Here is a 17,498-nt window from a genome sequence, read left to right as displayed (position 1 = left end):
TGGGCCTGGGCGCCCGGCCAGCCCCCCTCTGCTAGGATGCCCGCTCCACCCACCGTCCCACGGAGCGGAACACGTGCAGATCGTCTGCCTCGACCTCGAAGGCGTGCTGGTCCCCGAGATCTGGATCGCCTTCTCCGAGCGCACCGGCATCCCCGAGCTGCGCCGCACCACCCGCGACGAGCCCGACTACGACAAGCTGATGTCCTTCCGGCTGGCGCTGCTGCGCCGGCACGGGCTCGGCCTGCCCGACATCCAGCAGGTCATCGCCGGGCTCTCGCCCGAGCCCGGGGCCAGGGACTTCCTCGACGCGCTCCGGCTGCGCTACCAGGTGGTCATCCTCTCCGACACCTTCTACGAGTTCGGCATGCCGCTGATGGCCCAGCTCGGCATGCCCACCCTCTTCTGCCACCGGCTCGAGACCGACCCCCAGGGGTTCGTCAGCGGCTACCACCTGCGCCTGCCCGACCAGAAGCGGGCCGCCGTGAAGGCCTTCCAGGCCCTGGCCTTCCGGGTCATCGCCGCCGGCGACTCCTACAACGACACCGCCATGCTGGGCGCCGCCGACGCCGGCCTCCTCTTCCGCCCGCCCGACAACGTGGTCCGCGAGTTCCCGCAGTTCCCGGTGACCCGCGAGTACGCCGCGCTGCGGGCCCAGATCGACGAGGCCGCCGCGCGCCTCCCGGCCTGACCGGGCCGCGACCTGCGGCCGGGCTCCCGCGCCGCGGCCCGCCCACCTACCGCTGGCGCGCCACCCGGCCCAGCATCGCCAGGATCTGGTCGTGGTGGTGCCGGACGATGTCGTCGGGGGTGCCCCAGGCCCCGGCCCGCTTCGCCAGCACGTCGATGGCGCAGTGGAGCGAGTTCACCGAGGGGTGGTCGAAGTCGCCCCCGGTCTCCTTGAACGCCAGCCGCACCGCGCCGAGGACGTTGGCCCGGATGGAGGCGTCGTCCACGCTGGTCGCGCCCATGCGCTGCTTCACCCGCGCCAGCGTCTCGTGCTGCGCGAAGTAGAAGCACTCCACCACCAGGTCCCGGGCGCGCTGCGGCGTGAGCTCCACCAGCTCGCTCGGCGGGACCTCCCAGCAGGACGTCGTCATGGCTCAGCTCCTCGTGTGTGGTTCCAGCCGGCGGGCGCCGCGGTGCGGCGCGGCCCCGCCCTCCTCCAGCCTGAACGCCCCCACCATGGCCGACAGCTCCTCGGCCTGGCCCGACAGCTGGCTGGCCGCGGAGGAGGACTCCTCGGCCGAGGCGGCGTTCTGCTGGGTCACCTTGTCCACCTCCGCCATGGCCCGGGCCACCTGCGCCAGGCCGCCGGTCTGCTCCCTGGCCGCCGCCGCGATCTCCGAGACGATGTCCGACACCTGCCCGATGCCGCCCACGATCTCGCCGAGGCTGGCCGCCAGCTGCCGGGAGGTCACCTCGCCCTCCCCGGCCTGCTTCACCGAGTCGCGGATCAGCGCCTCGGTCTTCTGGGCCGCCACCTTGGCCCGGAGCGCCAGGGAGCGCACCTCCTCGGCCACCACCGAGAAGCCGCGCCCGGCCTCGCCCGCGCGCGCCGCCTCGACGGCCGCGTTGAGCGCCAGCAGGTTGGTCTGGAAGGCGATGTCGTTGATGTCCCGGATGATCTGCGAGGTGCCCTCGGCCGAGGCCCGGATCTTCGACATGGCCTCCTGCATCCGCCCCACCGCGGCCGAGCCCTCGGTGGCCGCGGCGCGGGCCGCCCGGGCCAGCCCGTTGGCCGACTGGGCGTCGTCGGCCGCCTTGCGGGTGATGCCGGTCACGCGCTCCAGGCTGCCGCTGGTCTCCTGCAGGGAGGCCGCCTGGTGGGACGCGCCGGAGGCCACCGCCTGTGACGAGGAGGCGATCTGGGTGGCGGCGTCCGAGACCTGCCCGGCGGCGCCCGCCACCTGCGAGAGCGCGTCGTGCAGCGCCTGCGCGGTGGCGTTGGTGGACTCCTGGATGCGGGCGTGGCCGCCCAGGTAGCTGCCGGTGACGCGGGCCCTGAGGTCGCGGCCGGCCAGCTGCTGCAGCACCCGGTCGGCCTCCTCCACCGGAGCCAGCAGGGACTCCAGCGTCCGGTTGACGCCGCCCACCACCCGCTGGAACCCGCCCAGGTGGCGCCGCTCGTCGGCCCGCGCGGCCAGGTCCCCGGCCACCGCCGCCTCGGAGAGCCGGCCCACGTCCTCGATGAGGCGCGACACGGCGGCGCCGCTGCCCACGATGGCCTGGGCCACCTGCTGGTAGGTGGCCTGCACCTCGGTGGTCTCGGCGTCGCCGGGCGGCAGCGCCAGCGCTGCGGCCATCTCGCCGCGCGCCAGCCCCTGCAGGGCGCCGGTCACCACCGCCGTGGCCCGGGCCTGGTAGTCCGCCACCTTGGCGGAGCGGGCCAGCGCCCGCCGCGCCGCCGTCTGGTCGACGATCACCTCCAGCGCCCCCACCACCGCGCCCTTCCCGTCGCGCAGCGGCGAGCCGGTGTAGGCGATCTCGAAGGTGCCTGCCTCCGGGCGGGCCACCGTCTCGCTGGCAGCCTCGCGGCCGTCGCGCATGGCGCGGGCGCAGGCGCAGCCGGCCTGGCCGCAGTCGCCGGTGCGGAAGTGGTCGGCGCAGCGCGCCCCGAGCACCTCGGCGAGCGGCCGGCGCACCAGCCCCAGCCCGGCCCGGTTGAGGTAGCGGATGCGCAGCTCCCGGTCGACGATCATGGCCGGGGTGGGCATGGCGTCGAGGTGGCCCACCAGCGTGGCGGTGGCCAGGTTGAAGCCGTCCACCATGCGCCGGTAGGCCCCCTCCAGCCCCTCGGTGGCGGCGCGGACCTCGAGCCGCCCCTCCTGCAGGGCGCCGGCCACGCGCTCGGTCTCCCGGGCCAGCCGCTGCACCAGCGAGGCGCCGCAGTTGAGCATCTCGATGAGCCTGCGGAAGTCGCCCTTGAGGTCGCCCGTGTCGGCCTGGGTCATCTCGCCCAGGGCGCACCGCGAGCCCTGCGCCAGGGCCGACCGGATGGGCGCGGCGAAGGAGTCGATCACCTCGTCGAGCGCGGTCACCACCAGGTGGAAGTCCGGGAGCACCCGCTCCGGCGAGGCCTGCACCGAGAGCCGCCCCTCGGCCGCCTCGGCGGTGACCCGGTCCAGCTCCGCGCCGAGGTCCCGCACGCCCTGCAGGAACGAGCGGCGCAGCTTGAGCCCCGCCACCCCCACGGCGGCGGCCACCGCCAGGATGCAGAGCCCCACCACCCAGAGGGTGAGCGCGGCGCCGCGGGCGAGCTCGGCCGGCGTGGCGCCCGCCTGCGCCGCCGAGGCCACCGAGCGGACGGCCAGCATGGCGATGGCCCCGCCCATGAAGATGGCGACCACCGCGAACCCGAAGGAGAAGGCGATCTGGGTGCTCAGCTTCCACTTCGAGATCATGGCGCTCTCCGGCAACGGCCCCGGCCAGGCCGCCTCGACGCTGCGTGGAGCAGGCGGCGTGCCAGCCCGGTCCCTTCGGGGGAACGACCTCGGCAGCTCGGGGAGCGGGATTTCACCTCGAGCGGGGACGCGGACTTGGCCCGGCCTCGTCGCGGCTGGCTGCACACACGGGATCACAGGTCTCACCGGACGCGGGTCGGGCAGCACCCGGCCCAGGTACCCGGTCCCGGCCACCCGTCCCCCACCTCCGGGGCCGCCGGCCCCTCGAGACGAGAGAGGCCCCGGCCACCACCTGGGGACCGGGGCCTCGTCGCGCCGGCGGGGCGCCTACCAGATGTCGCAGCGGTCGGCGCGCACCATGGCGTCACCGGCCTTGCACTGGAAGGCGCGGGCGAACTCCGGCAGGTTGGAGAGCGGCCCGTTGACGCGCCACCTGGCGCTGGAGTGGGGATCGGTGGCGGCCCGCAGCCGGGCGTTCTCCGGCCGGATCTGGGTGCACCAGACCTGCGCCGCCGCCAGGAAGAACTGCTGGTCGGCGGAGAAGCCGCCCACCGGCGCCTCGGGGAGCCGGTCGACGCGCGACGCCTGGTAGGCGGCGAAGGCCAGCGTGAGGCCGCCCAGGTCGGCGATGTTCTCGCCCAGGGTGAGCTTGCCGTTCAGCTTCACCTCGTCGATGACCGGGTAGGCGTCGTACTGCTTCACCACGCACTCGGCGCGCCGCTCGAACTCCTCACCCACCGCCTTCGACCACCAGTCGGTCAGGTTGCCCCGGGCGTCGTACTGGCGCCCCTCGTCGTCGAAGCCGTGGGTCAGCTCGTGGCCCACCACGAAGCCCACCGCGCCGTAGTTGACGGCGTCGTTGGCCCCCTGCGTGTAGAAGGGCGGCTGCAGGATGCCGGCCGGGAAGACCATCTCGTTGAGCTGCGGGTTGTAGTAGGCGTTCACGGTGGGCGTGGACATGCCCCACTCGCTGCGGTCCACCGGCTTGCCGATCTTGGCGAGCTGGCGCTTGAGCTCGAAGGCGCCGGCCGCGCTGGCCGAGGCGTAGTAGGCGTCGCGCCGGATGACCAGGCCGTCGTAGGACTGCCAGGTGTTGGGGTAGGCGATCTTGTTGTCCACCGTGCCCAGCTTCTCGCCGGCCTTCACCTTGGTGGGCTGGTCCATCCACGCCAGCGAGGCGATGCGGCCGGCCATGGCGCGCTGCACTCCGGTCACCAGCGAGAGGGCCTTCTGCTTGGCGTCGCCCCCGAAGTGGCGGCGCACGAAGGCGTGGCCCAGCGCGTGGCCCATGGAGCCGTCCACCAGGTCCACGCAGGACTTCCAGCGCTCCGGCTGCGCCTTCTCGCCGGTGAAGTTCCGGGCCTTGAACCAGAAGGCCTCGTCGGAGAGCGCCCTGGGCAGGGCCCTGACGCCGGCCGCGTCGGCCAGCAGGCGCCAGCGCAGGTAGGCGCGCCAGGTGGAGGCCGGGGTCTTCCGCACCTGCTGCCCCACCGCCTCCACCAGCTTCGGCGTGGTCACGTCGAAGGACGTCTGGCCGGCCAGCCCCACCGCCTTCAGGTAGCCGGTCCAGTCGAACTGCGGGGCCGCCTTCTTCAGGCCGGCCAGGTCCAGCCGGTTGTAGGTGCGGGAGGGATCGCGCAGCTCGACGCGGGTCCACTGGCTCTCCGCCAGGGTGGTCTCCAGCGCCAGGATGGCCCTGGCCTCGGCGGCGGCGGCCCTGGCCGGGCGGCCGGCGGCGGCCAGCTGCTTCGAGAGGTGCGCCAGGAAGTCCTGGCGGATGGCGGCGCTCTTCTCGTCCTGCTTCGTGTAGTAGTCGCGGTCGGGCAGGGACAGGACGCCGTACTGGTGGACCCAGCCCACCACCTGGGTGGAGTCCTTGGCGTCCTGCGTGGAGTTGATGCCGAAGACGGCGCTGATCGATCCGGCGTGCAGCCGGCCCAGGGTGGCGGCCAGCGTGCGGGCGTCCTTCACGCCCTCCACCTGCCGCCAGGCGGCCCGGAGCTCGGCCAGCCCGCCCCGCTCGATGGCCGCCTCGTCCATGCAGCCGGCGTAGAGGTCGGCCACCTGCTGGCCGTAGCGGTCGTCCTGGCTCACCTGGCCGGCCGCGGCGGCGTCGAGCAGGGTGCGCAGCTTGGCCTTGTTCTCCTCGCGCATCACGTTGAAGGAGCGGACCCAGCGCGACTGGTCGGCCGGGATCTGGGTCTTCTCGATCCAGCCGCCGCAGGCGTACTCGTAGAAGTCGGCGCAGGCGTCCACCGAGGGCTTCACGATGGAGGCGTCGATGCCGGGCGCGGCGGGCGCCGGGGCGAAGGCGGGCGCCACGGCCACCGGCGCAGGCGGCGGCGGGGGTGGAGGCGGGGGCTTGGGGGTGGCGCAGCCGGCGGCGAGGGCTCCGGCGAGTGCGAGCGCTGAGAGTCGGTTCACGTGAGTGACCTCCCGGATGGGGGCTGGGGGTTGGGAAGAGCGGTGTGGACCTAGCGTCAGGAGGCGCGGCGCGCCCGGGCGTGACGGCGGCTCCTGCTTCGGGAGGGGCCCTGGCCTCCGGCCCGGCCAGGGCCTGGCCTGGCCTGGGCCCCCGCCCTCGCCCTCGGCAGGGTGGGCGCCGGCCATCCCCGGTTCATGGCAGGGGCGGACCGCACGGCGGGCGCGTATGCTCCGCGCCTGCTTCGACCCCAAGGGGGACGGCATGCTGGGCCCGATCGTGAACCCGCGCCGCACCGCTCGCCTGCCGCTCACCGTGCGGGTCGAGGTGGAGCACTTCGGGGACCGCTGGACCGCCGAGACCCTGGACGTCGGCCCCTGCGGCCTGCAGCTGGTGGCGCCCGAGGAGGTGGTGGCCGAGTCCACCCTCACGCTCCGGCTGGCGGTGCCGGGCACCGGCCGCAGCGAGGAGGTGGCCGGCCGGGTGGCCTGGTGCAGCCCCTCGGCGCCCTGGCGGCTCGGCATCGCCTTCGAGCGCGCCTCGCTGCCGGCCGCCGCCCGCTGGTTCGAGCAGGCCATGCGCGCCTTGCCCGGGCTGCCCTCGCTGGCGCGGGTGCCGGAGCGGCTCGAGCCCGCCACCCTGCTCTTCCTGGCCCCGCCGCCCCGCTTCCTCCTCGACTTCAGCGCCGACGAGCTGGACGTCATCCGCGCCCTGCGCAACGGCGGCACGGTGGGCGACCTCAGGGTGCGCCTGGAGCCGACCTGGGCCGCCGCCCAGCGGGCGCTCTTCTCGCTCATGGCGCGCCGGGTGGTCTGCCTGCGGCGCGAGGAGGCCGGCCCTGTGGCGGCCTGGGATCCCGTGCTGCGCGCCCACGCCCCGGTGGGCCCGGCGCCGGTGCGGCCGATCACCCGCTCGGCCGACGCCCATGAGGCCTACCTGGAGGGGACCCGCCGGCTGGCCGCGGGCCAGGCGTCCGACGCGCTGCCCCACCTCAGGCGCGCCCTCACCCTGGCCCCCGGCGACGCCGAGGTGGCGGGCGCCATGGGCCGGGCGCTGGCCGCCTCCTCGGGCTGAGCGCCCGCGGGGCGGCGCCGGAGCGGTCGGCGGGCGCCGTCCTCGCTCCCGCCCAGCCCAGCCCGCGGCGATGGGACGCCCAGTCACGGTGCGGTAGGCTGCGCGCTCACCTCTCCCCCTGGGTTCCCCGTGCCTGCGCCGGACGACCTCCGCGGCACCCCGACGACCGACCCGCCCGCGGCCACCGGCCTGGCCCCCGGCGCGCTCTCGGCCCTGCTGGTGCGGCTGGCCCAGGTGCCGGCCCCCGACCCGGGCGCCGGCTGGGGGCTCCTGCCAGAGCCGGGCACCGCCATCGGCCGCTTCGAGCTGGTGCGCGAGATCGGGCGCGGCGGCTTCGGCGTGGTCTACGAGGCGCGCGACCGCGAGCTGCCCCGCTCGGTGGCCTTCAAGCTGGTGCGGCCGGGCCTGCTCGAGGTGGGCGAGGCGCAGCTCCAGCACGAGGCCGACGCCATCGCCCAGCTCTCGCACCCCAACCTGGTGACGCTCTACGACGTGGGGCGGTGCGAGTTCGGCCCCTACCTCATCCTGGAGCTGCTGCGCGGCGAGACGCTCGACCAGCGGCTGCGGCGCGGCCCGCTGCCGGCGCGCCAGGCGGTGGCCCTGGCGACCGACATCGCCCGCGGCATGGGCCACGCCCACGCCCAGGGGGTGATCCACCGCGACCTCAAGCCCTCCAACGTCTTCCTCTGCCAGGACGGGCAGGTGAAGCTGCTCGACTTCGGCATGTCGCACGCCTTCGGCCGCCAGCGGCTCTCCGGCGGCACGCCCGGGTACATGGCCCCCGAGCAGTGGCGCGGCCAGGCCGAGGACGAGCGCACCGACGTCTACGCCCTGGGGGTGCTGCTCTTCCAGGCGCTCAGCGGGCGGCTCCCCTTCCCCGGCGACGCCGACGGCGCGGCGGTGCTGTCCGACCGGCCGGCGCCGGCGCTGGCCACGCCGGAGGCCCCGCGGCTGGCCGGGCTGGTGGCCCGCCTGCTGGAGAAGGAGCCCGGCCGGCGGCCCCGCGGCGCCCCCGAGGTGCTGGCGGCGCTCGAGGAGGTGCTGGCGCCGCCGGCCGCGGTCCGGGGGCGCCTGGGCCTGCGCTCGCGCCCGGTGCTGCTCCTGCTGCTGGGCGCGGCCGCGCTGGCGGCGACGCTGGCGCTGGTGGCGGTGCGCTGGCCGCCGGGGCCGCCCACGCCCCGGCCGGCCCGGGCCATCGCGGTGCTGCCCTTCCACGACCTGGGCGGCAGCGCCGACACCGAGTACTTCAGCGACGGGCTCACCGAGGAGATCCGCCACCGGCTCACCCGGGTGCGCGAGCTCCGGGTGGCGGCCGGCTCCACCACCTTCCCGCTCAAGGGCACCACCGCCAGCGCCGCCGAGGTGGCCCGGCGGCTGGGCGTGGACGTGGTGCTGGAGGGGAGCGTGCGGCGCGAGAAGGACCAGCTGCGCGTCTCGGCCGAGCTGGTGGACGCCCGCACCGGCTTCCGGCTCTGGTCGCAGATCTACGACCGGCGCCTGGCCGAGGTCTTCGCCATCCAGGAGGACATCGCGCGCCAGGTGGTGGGATCGCTCGAGCTGGTGCTCTCCAGCACCTCCCGGGCCGAGCTCGACCAGCCCGAGCCGGCCAGCCTGGAGGCCTACGACCTCTACCTGCGGGGCCGCGCCGCGCTCAGGCGGCCGGCCACCCGGCAGACGCTGGAGGAGGCCACCCGGCTCTTCGAGCGGGCCATCGCCGCCGACGGGCGCTTCGCCGTCTCCTACGCCGGGCTGTGCGACGCCTGGCTGGCGCGCTTCACCTTCGCCCGGGCCGCCGCCGACTTCGAGCGGGCCGAGCAGGCCTGCCAGGTGGCGCTGGACCGCGAGCCGCAGGCGGCCGCCGTCCACCAGGCGCTGGCCAGCCTGCACCTGGCCGCCGGCGACGCCGACCGGGCCGGGCGCGAGTTCACCCAGGCGGCCAGCCTGGCCACCAACCCGGTGGAGGCGCTGCTGGGGCTGGCCAGGGCCGTGGAGGCCAGCGGGCGCACCGCCGAGGTGGAGGCCATCTTCGAGCGGGCCCGCCAGGCCGATCCCTCCGACTGGCAGGTGGCGCGCCAGGTCGGCAACTTCCTCTTCCGCATGGGCCGCCACGCCGAGGCGGCCACGGTCTACGCCGAGGTGGTGACGCGCACGCCCGACAGCGCCAGCGCCCACGGCAACCTGGGCGCGGCGCGCTACCTGGCGGGCGACTTCCAGGGGGCGGTGGCGGCGCTCGAGACCTCGGTGGCGCTCGGCCCCACCCAGGGGGCCCTCTCCAACCTGGGCTCCGCCGCCTTCTACCTGGGCCGCTTCGAGGAGGCGGCCGCCAGGTTCCGCAAGGCCGCCGAGCTGGCGCCGGGGGACCACGTCTACCAGGGCAACCTGGGCGACGCCCTCACCTTCGCGGGGGGGCGCGCCGCGGAGGCGGCCGGCGCCTACCGGCAGGCGACCGCCCTGGCCGAGCAGCAGCTGGCCATCAACCGGGAGGACGACGACACCCGCTCCGACCTGGCGCGCTACCAGGCGCGGCTGGGTCGCGCCGAGCGGGCCCGGCAGCTGCGCGACGAGGCGCTGCGGCGCGCCGCCGGCAACCTGTACGTGCAGTACAACGCGGCGCTGGTGAGCCTGCAGCTGGGCGCGCTGGACGAGGCGCTGGCGGCGCTGGAGCGGGCGGTGGCGCTCGGCTACCAGCGGCGGCTGCTGTCGAGGGACGCCGCCCTGGCGCCGCTGCGCGGGCTGCCCCGCTTCGAGGCCCTGGCGGCCGCGCTCCCGGCGGGGGCGCCGCCCCATCCGGCGCCGTGAGCGGCCGATGCGCCGTCCCTGTCACAGAGTCCCCCCGGCGACGCTCTACGGAGCGTACCGTCCCCGCCGCCCACCCACCCACCTCGCCCGCTCCGGTCACGCCGCCAGGAGGCCCCCCATGTCGCCGCCCGCCCGCCCCACCGCCCGGCTGCCCCGGGCCGCCCCGCTGCTCCTGGCCCTGGCGGCCGCGGGCTGCGCCGGCGGGCCCACCCGGCCGCTGCCCGGCCCGCACGCCCTGTCGGTCAACTTCCGCGTCGACCCCACGCTGGACCGGGCCTGCCCCTTCGAGGTGGTGGTGGACGAGACCGGCAGCCGGTGCCTGGAGGGGTTCCTCTTCCCCTCGCGGCAGAAGGACTGCCTGAACGTGGGCCGGGGCGACGAGGTGACCTTCACCGCCAGGCTGGTCGGCCGGGAGCGCCCGCCGGGCCAGCTCGACTTCGCCCTCGACTTCGACCCCTTCCGCAGGGGCTCGCTGCCGTCGAGGGACGGGCGGCTGTCGCTGCGCATCGACCCCAGGTCCCCGCCCAAGACCTACACCTTCAACGTCTTCTCCGGCGACTGCCCGGTGGTGGACCCGCGCATCGTCATCCAGCCCTGAGAGGCCGTGAAGGAATCCCCTCCCGTCGCCGGATCGGCCGATGCGCGGCGCATCGCTGCGTTGCGCCTCCCTCACATATCGGCGAGATATGCTCGGTCGGCGCGCCTGGCGCTGCTTGCGCCTCGACCGCCCGGCTCGGTCCGGGGATTCCTTCACGGCCTCTGAGCCGGGGCGGGCAGGCGCCGGTCCTCCCGGCCTGCGGGGCCGGAGCGGGCGGGCCGCCGCGCCGCGTGCTATTCCCCCGCCCTCGATGCCCTTCACCTTCCAGGTCGGCGCCAAGGACCCCGCCACCCGCGCCCGCCGCGGCGCCTTCACCACCACCCACGGCCGCGTCGAGACGCCCGCCTTCATGCCGGTGGGCACCCGCGCCTCGGTGACCGGCCTGACGCCCGAGGACCTCACCGGGCTGGGCGCCGAGATCATCCTCGGCAACACCTACCACCTGCTGCTGCGCCCCGGCCCGGCGGCCATGCGGGCGCTGGGCGGGATGCACCGCTTCATGGGCTGGGACCGCTCCATCCTCACCGACTCGGGCGGCTTCCAGATCTTCTCGCTGCCGGCCGACCGGACCATCAGCGAGGAGGGGGCGCGCTTCAAGAGCTACGTCGACCTGAGCTACCACCACCTCTCGCCCGAGTCCTCCATCGCCATGCAGGCGGCCATCGGCTCGGACGTGATGATGGTGCTCGACATCTGCCTCCCCTCCACCGCCCCGGAGGCCGAGGTGCGCGCCGCGCTGGAGCGCACCCACCGCTGGGCGCTGCGCAGCCTGGCGGCCCGCGGCCAGGCCGACCAGGCGCTCTTCGCCATCGTGCAGGGCGGCCTCTCGCCGGCCTGGCGGCGCGAGTCGGCCCGCTTCCTCTCGCAGCACCCCTTCGACGGCTTCGCCATCGGCGGGCTGGCGGTGGGCGACACCCGGGCCGAGCGGTTCGACGTGGTGGGCGCGGCGGCCGAGCACCTGCCGGAGGAGAAGCCCCGCTACCTCATGGGCGTGGGCACCCCGCCGGACATCCTCGAGGCGGTGGGCCACGGCGTGGACATGTTCGACTGCGTCATCCCCACCACCCTGGCCTGGCAGGGCACCGCCTTCACCTCCACCGGGCGGGTGCGGCTGACGCGCTCGGAGCACCGGCTCTCGCAGGCGCCGCTCGACGCCGGCTGCGCCTGCCCCACCTGCCGCCGCCACCCGCGCGGCTACCTGCACCACCTGATGAAGTGCCAGGAGCCGCTCGGGCCCCGGCTGCTGGCCGTCCACAACCTGCACCACTACCTCGAGCTGATGCGGGCCATCCGCGCCGCCATCGAGGCCGGCCGCTACCAGGCCTTCGCGCGGGAGACCATGAAGGCCATCGACCGGCACGAGCACGACACGAGCGGGCGGTCGCCGGGGCGGCAGGTGTATCCGCAGGCGAAGGCCGGAGCAGGCGCCGGAGCCCCGGCGCTCCCTCCCGCTCCCCCACCCGGTGGGGGTGAGGGGGCGGGCGCCCCGGGGGCGCGCTTCACCATCGTGGCCACCTCCTCCGGCGCGCCCTCGGTGCGCGACGCCGAGGCGGGCGAGGTGATGCACCCGGTCATCGGCGCCACCGTGGAGGCGGAGCGGCTCTACGTGGGCCAGTCCCGGCTGGCGGAGCGGCTGGCCGCGGGCGGACCGGCGCTCACCCTCTTCGACGTGGGGCTGGGCGCGGCGGGCAACGCGCTGGCGGCCCTGCGCTGCGCCCGCGCCGTGCACGCCGCCTCGCCGGGGGCGCGGCCGCTGCGGCTGGTCTCCTTCGAGCGCGAGCTCGGCGCGCTGGCCCTGGCCTGCTCCGACGACGGGGCGGCCGTGCTCGGCTGGTCCGAGCAGGACCGCGCCGCGGCCCGCGCCCTCCTCGCCACCGGCCGCCACGAGGAGGCCGGCCTCACCTGGCGCCTGGCCCTCGGCGACGCGCTCACCTGCCTGGCCGAGGCGCCCGAGCAGGCCGACCTCGTCTTCTGGGACCCGTTCAGCCCACGGGCCAACCCGGCCCTCTGGACCACCGCCGCCTTCCAGGCGCTGCGGCGGCGGTGCGCGCCGGGCTGCGCCCTCTTCACCTACTCCACCGCCACCGCCACCAGGAGCGCCCTGCTGCTGGCCGGGTTCCACGTGGGCGTGGGCGATCCCTCCGGCCCGAAGGAGGAGACCACCGCCGCGGCGCTGCCGCCCGCAGCGCCGGCCCGCCCGCTCGACGCCCGCTGGCTGGTCCGGCTGGGCCGCTCCTCGGCGGCGTGGCCATCGGACGCGCCGTCCGACGCCGGCGACCGGGTTCGAACCCACCCACAGTTCGGGTGAGGCCAGGGCCCAGGCGGCCGCGGACCGCACGTACCGCTCGCCATCGGCTTACCAAGCGTCCGTATTTCCTGGGCCTTGGTCTGACCTGAACGGGGCGGGTCGGGTCGTGTCACGACTCGCTACCGGGTACGGACCGACCCGGCTCCGGCCCGGAGCGACGCCGCCAACTGCCTGGAATCCCGGCATACCCTGGCGGGGCGGGCTGGCCGCCGGCTTGCTCAGCAGGGCGGCGTGGCCCTGTCCTCGCTGCGCGCGCGCCTCCTCCTCCTGCTGGTCGTCGTCCCGGCGACCATGACGGCGCCGCTGGTGCTCCTCATCCAGCACCGGACGGCCGCCCAGTCGCGCGCCTGGCTGGAGAGCCGCTCGCTCGGCGTGGCCCGGCTGCTGGCCATCGCGGTGGGCCCGGCCACCGACTTCGACGACGAGGCGGCCGCCGGCCTGGCGCTGCGCCACCTCGAGGCGGTGAGCGGCGCCAGCTACGCCGCCCTGCACCGCCCCGATCGATCGCTCCTCTCGTCCTGGCGCGCCGGCCCGAGCCCGCCGGGCTGGCCGCCGGCGGGCGGGGGCGCCGTGGCCTTCGCGGAGGGGCTGGTGCACGTGGCCGTGCCGGTGGCCTCGCGTATCGGGCCGCCCGCCACGCTGGTGGTGGGGTTCACCCTCGAGGAGCTGGCCGAGCGGCAGGCCGAGGTGCGCTGGCTGGCGGTCACCGCCGGCGGCTTCCTGCTGGCGCTGGCCGCCGCCACCGCGCTGGCCGGCAGCCGCTTCCTGGTCCGGCCGCTCGGCCGCATCACCGACGTGGCCACCCGCATCACCGCCGGCGAGGAGGCGGCGCACCAGGACCTCGACCTGCGGCGCGCCGACGAGGTCGGCACCCTGGCCCGCGCCTTCGACGTCATGCTGGGCCGCCTGCGCGAGCAGCGCGCCGAGCTGGAGCGGCGCGAGGAGTCGGCCCGGGCCCTCAACGGCCACCTGGAGGACCGCGTCGAGGAGCGCACCGGGGCGCTGGCGGCCGCCAACCTGACGCTGCAGCAGCGGCTGGCCGAGCTCAAGGCGGCGCAGGAGCAGCTGGTGGTCTCGGAGCGGCGCGCCGGGGTGGGCCAGCTGGCCGCCGGGGTGGCCCATGAGGTCAACAACCCCCTCTCCTACGTCTCCGGCAACCTGGCCTTCCTGGCCGACCAGCTGGCCGAGGTGCAGCAGGCGCTGCACCAGGGCGGGGAGGACGGCCAGGCCCTGGCCCGCCAGGCGCTGGCCGAGGTCGGTCCGGCGCTGGCCGACGCCCGCCAGGGCGCCACCCGGGTCCACCAGATCGTGCGCGGCCTCAAGGCCTTCTCCCGCGGCGACGACGACGTGCGCGTGCCGGTGGACGTCGAGGCCGCACTGGGCGCCGCCGTCGAGATGGCCCTCCACGAGATCAAGCACCGCGCCCTGCTGGAGCGGGATGTCCGGCCGCTGCCGCGGGTGGAGGCCAGCGAGGTGCGCCTGACGCAGGTCTTCCTCAACCTGCTGGTCAACGCCGCCCAGGCCCTCCCGGCCGGCAACGCGGCGGCCAACCGGGTGCGGCTGGCCGCCTTCACCGACGCGGCCGGGCGGGCCGTGGTGGAGGTGAGCGACACCGGCCACGGCATCCCGCCGGAGGTGCGGGCCCGCCTCTTCGAGCCCTTCTTCACCACCAAGCCGGCCGGCATCGGCACCGGCCTGGGGCTGGCCATCTCGCAGGGCATCGTCACCAGCTACGGCGGCGCCATCGAGGTGGAGAGCGAGCCGGGCCGGGGCGCCACCTTCCGGGTGCTCCTGCCGCCCTCGTCGCGCGCCCGGCCGGCGGCGCCCGCGCCCGCCGCGCCCGCCACCGCCGCGCCGCGCTTGCGCCTCCTGGTGGTGGACGACGAGGCCGCCGTGGCCGCCGCGCTGGAGCGGCAGCTGGCCCGCTTCCACGAGGTGGTGGCGGTGCGCTCGGCCTCCGTGGCGCTGGAGCGGATCGGCGCGGGCGAGCGCTTCGACCGCGTGCTGTGCGACCTGGAGATGCCGCAGGTGGACGGCACCTCCTTCCAGGCGGGCCTGGCCGAGGTGGCCCCGGGGCTGGCGGCCTCGCTCCTCTTCATGACCGGGGCGCCTTCACCGAGACGGCGGTCCGGACCATGGCGCGGGAGCGCGCCCGCGTCCTGGAGAAGCCGGTGGACGTCGACCTGCTGCTGCGGAGGCTGCGTGAGACCTGAGCTGCGGTGCACCACCCTGGCGGCGGTCCTCCTGCTGGCGCCGGCCGTGGCCAGGGCCGAGGTGCCGGGCGCCGCCTCCGACCTGGGCGACATCCCGCTGGAGGCGCTGCTCGACCCGTCGGTGGAGGCCGCGGCCCTGCACGAGGAGCAGGCCGCCGAGGCCGCCGCCTCGGTGGTGGTGATCCCGGGCGAGGTGCTGCGCGCCCACGGCGCCCGCACCCTGGCCGAGGCGCTGCGCGGCGTCCCCGGGCTCTTCACCTACCGCGACGACCTGTTCCAGATGGTGGGCGTGCGCGGCGTCGGGCCGCTGCTCGACTGGACCACCCGCCTCCTGGTGCTGGTGGACGGCCACCCCCTCAACAACGGCCTGGCGCTGGGCCAGTCCTACCTGGACCGCGACCTGCCGGTGCCGCTGGTGGCGGTGGAGCGGATCGAGGTGGTGAAGGGGCCGGTGGGCGCCGTCTACGGGCCCACCGCCTTCCTGGGCGTCATCAACGTGGTGACGCGCCGCCAGGGGCGGGGCGGCGAGCTGCAGGCTGGCCTGGAGACCGCCCAGGGTCGCCTGGTGGGCGGCGAGGGCTCGGCCCTGCTGCTGGGGCAGGTCGGCGAGGCCAGCCTGGCCGGCGCCGTCTCGGCCTCGGGCGGCCGCGCCCTCACCTGGACCTTCCCCGAGCTAGCGGCCGGCGCGGCGCGCCCGGCGCCGCCGGGCGGGGTGGTGACCGGGGCCGACGGCGCCGGGGCCCTGGCGGGCCACCTGCGGGTGGCCTGGCGGGCGCTCACCGTGACCGCCGCCTGCGCCGACGCCTTCCACCGGCTCCCCACCGCGCCCTACGAGGGGCTGGTGGGGGACCGGGGGAGCTGGGTGCGCGTGCGCACCTGCTCCCTCGACGGCTCGGCGCAGTGGGCGCCGGCGCCGCGCCTGGCGCTGCTGGTGCGCGCCGCCTACGACGACTACGCCTTCCGCGACCGCTACGCCTACGCGCCGCCGCCCGAGGGATCCGGCGCCTACCAGGACGTCGGCAGCGATCGGTGGGGCACGGCGGAGGTGCGGGCCAGCTGGCGCCCCCGGGGCAGCACCCTGCTGGTGGCCGGCGGCTCCTTGCAGCACCACGCCACCCGGCAGCAGGCCTACGCCCCGGCCGACCCCACCGTCGGCTCGCCCGACCTGCGCCAGGCCTTCACCGCCGCGCACCTCTACCTCCTGGCCGAGCACGACCTGCCCGGCCACCTGCGGCTCCACGCCGGGGTCACCGCGGCCCACAACTCGATCTTCGGCGGCCGCTTCTCCCCCAAGCTGGCGGCGGTCTGGACGCCGCGACCGGCCGACGTGCTGAAGGTGGTGGCCTCCACCGGCTTCCGCCCGCCCTCCGTCTCGGAGGCCTTCTTCGAGGACGGCACCGACTACCTGCCCAACCCGGCGCTGCGCCCCGAGACGGTCCGGTCGCTGGAGCTGGCCTGGACCCACCGGCAGGGCCGGCACGTCTCGGTCACCGCCACCCTCTTCGGCTCCAGGTACGGCAACCTCATCCAGTTCGTCACCGTGGCGGCGCCGGGCCTGCCGGGCCCGCCGGACCCGGCGGTGCCCTCCGACTGGCGCCAGCAGGCCCGGAACGTGGAGCACCTGGACACCCTCGGCGCGGAGCTCTCCGGCGAGGTGAGCCTGGGCCGTCGCCTGCGCGCCAGCGCCGGCCTCTCCTGGCAGCGGGCCGGCGCGGCGACCGTCAACTTCCCCGCGCTCACCGCCGGCGGCACGCTGGAGGTGCGCACGCCGTGGGAGCCGCTGCAGCTGGTGGCCCGCGCCAGCCTGATCTCCAGCCGGGCCAAGGACCCGGGCAACCCGGGGGCGCGGCCGCGGGTGCCGGCCGCCGGCCTGCTCGACCTCGGCGCCAACCTGGAGGTGCCCGGCGCGGACGGGCTGACGCTGCAGCTCCGGGCCGCCAACCTCCTCTCCGGCGCGGCCCCCGACCCGCTGCCGGGCGACTTCGCCCCGGTGAGCGAGCTGCCGGCGACGCCGCGCACCTTCGTGCTCTCGCTACGCTGGCGCTGGGACTGAGCCGTGCGCCCGCGCCTGGTCGCCTGCCTGCTGGCAGCCACCGTGGCCCTCCCCGCCGCCGCGGAGGAGGCGCTGTCGCCGTCGGGCGAGGCCCTGCTCCTCCTGCGCGTCCTGGCCTACGACCGCCAGGTGACGGCGCGCGCCGTCGACGCGGTCACGGTGGCGCTGGCCTCCCTGCCCGACGACCGGGCCGGCCAGGCGCGCCGCGCCGCCGTGGCCGCGGCGCTGGACCGGGCGGCGCTGCAGTTCACCGTGGCCGGGCTGCCGGTGCGCTGGGTGGCCGTGTCGGCCTCCGGCGAGGGGCTGGCGGAGGAGCTCCGCCTGGTGCGCGCCAGCGCGGTGCTGGTGCTGGGCCAGGCGGCCGGCGACCCGGCGGCGCTGTGCCGGGCCGCCCGCGCCGCCCGGGTGCTCTCGCTGGCCGGGAGCCGCGAGGCGGTGGAGCGCTGCGTCTCGGTGGGGCTGGTGCTGCGCGGGGCCCGGGCCGGGGTGCTGGTCAACCTGGCCTCGGCCCAGGCCGAGGGCGCCGACCTCGAGCCGGCCCTGCTGACCATGGCCGAGGTGCTGGCGCCCGCCCCCCCGAGGTAGCCGGGCCCGGGGCGCCCGACACCTCATGGTGGCGGCGGAGGCCCG

Annotated in this window: 10 protein-coding genes; 7 read left to right on the top strand and 3 right to left on the bottom strand. The window is 76.4% G+C overall.

Annotated elements, in window-relative coordinates:
* Positions 1–73: 73 nt before the first annotated feature.
* Positions 74–688 carry a bifunctional phosphoserine phosphatase/homoserine phosphotransferase ThrH gene (gene thrH / locus IPO09_03335; protein MBK9516386.1) on the top strand — a complete coding sequence of 205 codons (615 nt, stop codon included), beginning with the start codon at positions 74–76 and terminating at the stop codon, positions 686–688.
* 46 nt (positions 689–734) lie between these two features.
* On the opposite strand, the gene IPO09_03330 is transcribed toward thrH, so the two are convergent.
* The 3 genes from IPO09_03330 to IPO09_03320 all read right to left on the bottom strand — a co-directional run bounded on the left by IPO09_03330 (position 735) and on the right by IPO09_03320 (position 6,011).
* The gene (locus tag IPO09_03330) at positions 735–1,097 is read right to left on the bottom strand and encodes a hypothetical protein (protein ID MBK9516385.1); all 363 of its coding nucleotides are present in this window, start codon (positions 1,095–1,097) and stop codon (positions 735–737) included.
* Positions 1,098–1,100: 3 nt separating this feature from the next.
* Positions 1,101–3,401, bottom strand: a complete 2,301-nt coding sequence (locus IPO09_03325; GenBank protein ID MBK9516384.1) for a PAS domain-containing protein — start codon at positions 3,399–3,401, stop codon at positions 1,101–1,103.
* Positions 3,402–3,728: 327 nt separating this feature from the next.
* Positions 3,729–6,011 carry a M13 family metallopeptidase gene (locus tag IPO09_03320; protein ID MBK9516383.1) on the bottom strand — a complete coding sequence of 761 codons (2,283 nt, stop codon included), beginning with the start codon at positions 6,009–6,011 and terminating at the stop codon, positions 3,729–3,731.
* Positions 6,012–6,087: 76 nt separating this feature from the next.
* Between IPO09_03320 and IPO09_03315 the strand changes: the two genes are divergently transcribed.
* From IPO09_03315 to IPO09_03290, 6 genes are all read left to right on the top strand, one after another.
* Positions 6,088–6,897, top strand: a complete 810-nt coding sequence (locus IPO09_03315; protein ID MBK9516382.1) for a PilZ domain-containing protein — start codon at positions 6,088–6,090, stop codon at positions 6,895–6,897.
* A 129-nt stretch (positions 6,898–7,026) separates the two neighbouring features.
* Positions 7,027–9,696: a protein kinase gene (locus IPO09_03310; protein MBK9516381.1), complete on the top strand. Its 2,670-nt coding sequence runs from the start codon at positions 7,027–7,029 to the stop codon at positions 9,694–9,696.
* A 118-nt stretch (positions 9,697–9,814) separates the two neighbouring features.
* Positions 9,815–10,294, top strand: a complete 480-nt coding sequence (locus IPO09_03305) for a hypothetical protein (protein ID MBK9516380.1) — start codon at positions 9,815–9,817, stop codon at positions 10,292–10,294.
* A gap of 250 nt (positions 10,295–10,544) precedes the next feature.
* On the top strand, positions 10,545–12,602 hold the full coding sequence (tgt, locus tag IPO09_03300; GenBank protein ID MBK9516379.1) for a tRNA guanosine(34) transglycosylase Tgt: 2,058 nt from the start codon (positions 10,545–10,547) through the stop codon (positions 12,600–12,602).
* A gap of 231 nt (positions 12,603–12,833) precedes the next feature.
* Entirely contained in the window at positions 12,834–16,868 is a 4,035-nt protein-coding gene (locus IPO09_03295) for a TonB-dependent receptor (GenBank protein MBK9516378.1), read from the top strand.
* Positions 16,869–16,871: 3 nt separating this feature from the next.
* A complete protein-coding gene (locus IPO09_03290) occupies positions 16,872–17,453 on the top strand; it encodes a DUF4154 domain-containing protein (GenBank protein ID MBK9516377.1) in 582 nt (193 codons plus the stop codon).
* The last annotated feature ends 45 nt before the right edge of the window (positions 17,454–17,498 follow it).

Origin of the sequence: Anaeromyxobacter sp. (assembly GCA_016718565.1) — a bacterium.
In the GTDB taxonomy this organism is placed as follows: Bacteria; Myxococcota; Myxococcia; order Myxococcales; family Anaeromyxobacteraceae; genus JADKCZ01.
This window is presented reverse-complemented; position numbering and strand designations above follow the sequence as displayed.